General features: G+C 32.1%; 5 protein-coding genes. All 5 read right to left on the reverse strand.

Translation table 11 applies throughout. The annotated features are described in order from the left end of the window. Window positions 1–397: 397 nt before the first annotated feature. The 5 genes from NEH75_RS09545 to NEH75_RS09565 all read right to left on the reverse strand — a co-directional run bounded on the left by NEH75_RS09545 (window position 398) and on the right by NEH75_RS09565 (window position 4,962). Window positions 398–640, reverse strand: coding sequence for a DUF5348 domain-containing protein (locus NEH75_RS09545; protein ID WP_128446198.1), 243 nt, complete (start codon window positions 638–640; stop codon window positions 398–400). Between the two features lie 2 nt (window positions 641–642). Continuing rightward, the gene (locus tag NEH75_RS09550) at window positions 643–2,070 is read right to left on the reverse strand and encodes a plasmid recombination protein (protein WP_262948807.1); all 1,428 of its coding nucleotides are present in this window, start codon (window positions 2,068–2,070) and stop codon (window positions 643–645) included. 821 nt (window positions 2,071–2,891) lie between these two features. Next, window positions 2,892–3,188, reverse strand: a complete 297-nt coding sequence (locus tag NEH75_RS09555; RefSeq protein WP_262948809.1) for a hypothetical protein — start codon at window positions 3,186–3,188, stop codon at window positions 2,892–2,894. An 18-nt stretch (window positions 3,189–3,206) separates the two neighbouring features. Then, the gene (locus NEH75_RS09560) at window positions 3,207–3,686 is read right to left on the reverse strand and encodes a hypothetical protein (protein ID WP_262948811.1); all 480 of its coding nucleotides are present in this window, start codon (window positions 3,684–3,686) and stop codon (window positions 3,207–3,209) included. Window positions 3,687–3,783: 97 nt separating this feature from the next. After that, window positions 3,784–4,962, reverse strand: a complete 1,179-nt coding sequence (locus NEH75_RS09565; RefSeq protein ID WP_262948813.1) for a protein rep — start codon at window positions 4,960–4,962, stop codon at window positions 3,784–3,786. Window positions 4,963–5,306 lie beyond the last annotated feature (344 nt).

Consider the following 5,306-nt stretch of genomic DNA (forward strand, 5'->3'; position numbering starts at 1 on the left):
TCTCCCCTCACGTTCTCTTTTCAAATTTAAAAAAATCATCTAAAATTATTTTTGGAAAAAAATTTTTTCAAATTCGAAAAGTCTCTCAGAAATAAAAAATAAAATTTTCATCAAACTCCTTATTTTTTTCATACCCATTACACATCAAAGCTTTATAATCAAACCATCCCTAAAACGAAGTAAATAAACCAAAGCAAATAATGCTAGCATTTTTTTCATATTACTCTCCTTGATTAAATACAAAAAAGAGCAGACTCAAATCTGCTCTTTTTATTTTTTCTAAAACCAACTTACCACGACATATCCAATCGTAAAGATAATCGTTAATAGCTTTAGCACATCAAAGGCTAATCCTAGACACTCTTTAACTAAACTCGTCTAACTTCTCCTTACTGTTCTACTCAATATATCCTCGCATTCCGTTTTCTAACTTCTGACGTGTAAAATCTTCACTATCAATCCAGTAGTAACCATAGGTTGAATCATGTTCAATTCGCCCTGGGATTTCTAAATCCTCATCTTCTGTAATCAACATAAACGGATTTCCGCAGTTTAATGTCTGCATATATTCATCTGTCAATCCATTGTAACATTCAAATCTTCCTGTTTCTTGATTTTTCTTTAAATAAACTTCTGTCATTTTTATCGCTCCATTCCTTTCGATGGTGTGAATCTTCTAACCACTCTTTTCGGCTCTATCTGCCTTGCTTTAGATTGTTCTTGGATTTGATTTGGATTCTTATACCTTTCAGGCCTTAGCTTGTATAAAAATTCTCTAAAGCCTTGCGTTAAGTCTCGCTCCTCTATGAAAGATTTAACGTCTTTCTGAAAATCATTAAATCTTTGCTTCGTATCAAAATACAAATTCTTATAATGCTCAATTAATGTTTTAGCTTCTTTGTATTCTTGTTTGAGCTGCTTATTCTCTTTCTTCAACTCATTTACTCGTTCGGTTAAATGCTCATTCAGTTTATTTTTTAAATTAAAGGACTGACTTAAACTTTCGTATTTCTTTTCTAAGTCTTGCCTAAGGCTATTTTGATAAACTGGATTAAATGCATTAGACATTTTTAATTTCTCATTCTGCTCTAACGCGATCTCATATTTTTTTTCTAACTCACGATACTTCTCAACCTTAACCATTTCCCCAACAACGGGAAATTTTTTTATCTCTTCAGACTTCAAATCCGACTGATATAAAAAACCAAACTGCCTTAATTTTTCATCAAAAGATAATCCTCTAGCAATCCCCTCTTCTAAGATTTGAGATTTAACTTCTAAGTCTTTTACTTTACGATCTTTTTTCTTAAATTCCTTTTCAGTGACTAAAAATTCACTTCTTACTTGCTCCAACTCACCTTTAATCTCGTTCAAATCGTTTTTAACCGTGTTTTTTTCGCTTCTAAGCGTTTCTAGGCTCTTGGCATACTCTTTATACTCTGCCACCTTCATGTAGCTGTGTGAGCCTTTATATCGCCTCTCAATGCCTTTCTCTTTTAATTGACGTTCAATCACACCAGTTTCACTTTCTCTCCAACGCTCAAATGTCAATCCATCTTGTTGCTCAATGGCTTTATCAAATCCCACTCGCTTACTCAATCCACGTTTGCTTTCATAAACTGGCACAAAGTTAATATGTAAATGTGGGTTCGCTTCATCAAGGTGCATGACTGCATTATAAACTTTTAAATTTGGATTTCTTTCTTGGAATCCTTTCATGTAGTCATCTAAAATTTCTTTTTTCATCTCAAATATTTCTTCTGTGTTTTCATCTTTACAACCAACTGCCACAATCAACTCTTGTTGATGATGAGTTTTTTTGTCGTGCAAAATTTTTGAAAAATAATCATCAATCTTTCGATCACTTCTCTTTTGCTTGGCGTTATAATCTGCCACTGCTTGATCAAAAATTTCGTGATACATTTCCCGAATATCCGACTTTACATACATGATGTTATCTTTCACTCGTTCCAAATCAATGTCCGGATTTCCAAATAAATTCTCACGATTATTATGTGCCAAACTGGTACTGTTTGCTTTGTTGAAACTGATCGTCATCTGACCACTCATAAAAAAATCACCGCCTATTCAATACCTCAAATTTTAGCACAAAACATGAGGAGAGGGGAAGAGTAATTTTGAAAGAATGACAAAATAAAGAACTCTATCGTTATTTTGACACGTTGCATCAAAATGTAGAGCTCCTGCGGAGAGCTTTGCACCACCTGACTAGGTGGTGGTTGCTCAACTTTGAGCAACAAAAACACGTCGGCTCTCGCCGATTTTGATGGCAACGATCTGCTCCTTTACGCAGTTGGTTCCCATCAAAAATTAAAAAAACTTTACGCCCCCTTTAGGCATAAAGTTTTCTCAAAAATAAAAAATTTCAAAAAAATTTTTAGACAGTGGGTCCCATTTTTTTGTGACTAGGCATTTGCGAAAAACAATCCTTATCGCTCCGCTTGGAGTTGCCTTTCGGCAAATCAGCCTAACAAAAAAATTCCCAAAGTCAAAAATTTACGTTTCACTTTTTTAAATTTTTCTCTCTCTAACTGACAAAAAAAGAGTGTGCCTTACGTTAAAATAAAAATTAACACGCACACTTTTTCTTTTGTCATGCCAAAAAATACTTTTAAAAATCCAAATAAAAAAAGATACTCTACCTTGCGTAAAGTATCCCTTAGTATAATTGCTGTAACTCTTATGGTTACAGCATATTCAAATAGAACTTTTTTTAAAACTCTAAGCAATCAAAACTAAAAAATAAATTAAAAATAACATTACTAACCATAAAAATAATAATGGAAAAAATTCTAAACTTGTATCAATATTCATTTTTTCTCCTATCTTAGGATAAAAAAAGAGCAAAACAATTTGCTCTTTTTTATCTTTTAATCAACAATTCTAAACTCCAAAATACCATTTGCTTCACTATTCAAAAACTTCACTTCTCCATTTTCATTATAATCAATACTTCCTAACACAAATGAAGCTTTTTCAAAAATAACATTATATTTTTCTTTATTCCATCCTAATAATATTCTTTTTTTATGTAAAAAATTATCCGAACAATAGTTTTTAAAATCAGAATATTGTTTCATATCATACTTAATTTTAAAAACTAAAATATCTTCTTTAGCTTCAAATTGTAAAATATTAATTTTATAAAAATTATCTATAATGATCATATGCAAAACTTCTTTCTTTTAATATCCGTACTTAAAACTTATTCTAACATCATCGTCAACTACAAATTTAGTTCCCGCAGTATTTACAGCCCAACCAGTCATTAACGCCGAATAATTTGTTCCCACTCTTAATCCAGAAGCATAATACAAGTCAATCCCCCCACCAACACTTTGATTTCCGGCGGCCATTCCTGATATTGGATATGATTTAACAACTACTCCTGACATAGATTTAATAGAAATGGTTCCTAAAAATTCATATGCATAAGAACCATAAACCTTAACTTTCCATTCAACACTTCTATTTTGAGATAAATAATCTAATGTTACTGAACCACCATTTCCTTGAAAAGTAAGACGTTCTTTTGAATCAATCAACAAATCTCCCACATAGTGTTTGTTTATTTCTTCACTCGCATATACATCTACTTTGAAAAGAGAAAACATACACAAAATTAACATATTAACTATTAAAATTTTCTTTTTTACATCAAACATAAAACTCCTCCTATTCATTTTATCTTCAATATAACCTCAATTTTATGATTAATCATAGTAAAAAAATGTCACTTTTTGTAAATAAAAAAGAGCAAACCTAAATCTGCTCTTCCTTAGCCCCAGTACCAACTTTTCGGTCTATTTCATCAATCTTTTTCTGAATATCTTCAACCGAGTATGTCAGTTTTTTATTACTCATATTCTTTTTAAAATTCTCTAAATCATCATACGACTTTTTAGCTTTCGGCTTAATTCGGCTCATCTGTTCCTCTAAATCTTGTCGTTTTACATCTTCCGATAAGATGATACTGTTAATGTAGTAATTCGAATAGCCGAAATTCCACATCACGACTTTACGATAATACTCTACATCTTCTCGTAGATCCTCACCCTCTACATTCACCAAATCACCTGTTTCAATATCATCTAACTTTAATTGCTTATGAACTTCTTTAAACACTCCGCCAAATGCGATTAATCGACGATTGAACAATGCAGAAGTTAAAATTGCCACCGTATCGTCTTGTAATGATGGATTATCTGGAATTAAGAAGTCATTATCCTTCACCGTATACTTAGCCGCCTCGGATACAGATTTCTGTAATTCCTTCTTATTAGACGCTTTAAATCGTCTAACGTCAACGTTCGGTAAATAATCAAGCTTCATACACTCTTGCCACATCTTACACCAATCTTCATGCTTGATATAATTCTTAGTGAAATAATTACGATTAACTGCTAACACCACATGAAAATGCGGGTGATACGTATCATAACTGACACTATTTACATCAAGATTATGTGTGACCTCTAAAGCTCGAAACCACCCTTTAACTGCTTTCTTAAATGGGTTACGATTAACTAACCTTTTCCACCCATTCATCAAATTATCTATTTCATCAGCTAAATCTTCGCCACTTACATTTTTCTGTGTGAGCGTCAAAAACACAAAAGCATAATCGTCAGACAACACGTTCATAATCTTAGACATCTGACCATAAATCTTCTTTTGCTTACGTTTAATGCACATGGGACATAATGGTTGTTTACAAAAATTTGCTCGTCTCAATTTATGCACCCCTGTTTCTAAATCGTAATAAAAATCTAAATATGTGCCACACTCCACACATTTTGTCGCTCTATCATCATCTTCTAATCTCGCATAACTTTGTGCTAATTCTAATGTTTTTATTTTATCTTCCTGCCAATTATGATAGATAACCCCTGTTTTATCACAATCGACAAAGATTTCCTCTTGATTATTTTCATCTAACATGTTATATTCTCTATGCAAATAACAAAAAAATCAAAAACATAGAGAAAACCTCCTTTCAGTTGTAGTTAAATCGACACTTTGATTATAACATAGAATTGAGGTTTTTTCTATGCTTTTCTTCTACCCTGCCAGAATGCCGATAAACATTGATACGACTTGGGCTATAGCCTTTTTTTTTCTCTGTAGATGTTTCTATATTATCAAGTAAAGGATAGGACTTCCTTTCGGAAGTCCCAAAAAAAGCACCCAGTGGGTGCTTTTTTTATCTCCCCTCACGTTCTCTTTTCAAATTTAAAAAAATCATCTAAAATTATTTTTGGAAAAAAATTTTTTCAAATTCGAAA

It is taken from the genome of Turicibacter sp. T129, assembly GCF_025594975.1.
In the GTDB taxonomy this organism is placed as follows: domain Bacteria; phylum Bacillota_I; class Bacilli_A; order MOL361; family Turicibacteraceae; genus Turicibacter; species Turicibacter bilis.

Excerpts from the sequence above, each read along its gene's own strand:
- NEH75_RS09545 (WP_128446198.1), bottom strand. The coding sequence starts at position 640 with ATGACAGAAGTTTATTTAAAGAAAAATCAAGAAACAGGAAGATTTGAA.
- NEH75_RS09550 (WP_262948807.1), bottom strand. The coding sequence starts at position 2,070 with ATGAGTGGTCAGATGACGATCAGTTTCAACAAAGCAAACAGTACCAGT.
- NEH75_RS09555 (WP_262948809.1), bottom strand. The coding sequence starts at position 3,188 with ATGATCATTATAGATAATTTTTATAAAATTAATATTTTACAATTTGAA.
- NEH75_RS09560 (WP_262948811.1), bottom strand. The coding sequence starts at position 3,686 with ATGTTTGATGTAAAAAAGAAAATTTTAATAGTTAATATGTTAATTTTG.
- NEH75_RS09565 (WP_262948813.1), bottom strand. The coding sequence starts at position 4,962 with ATGTTAGATGAAAATAATCAAGAGGAAATCTTTGTCGATTGTGATAAA.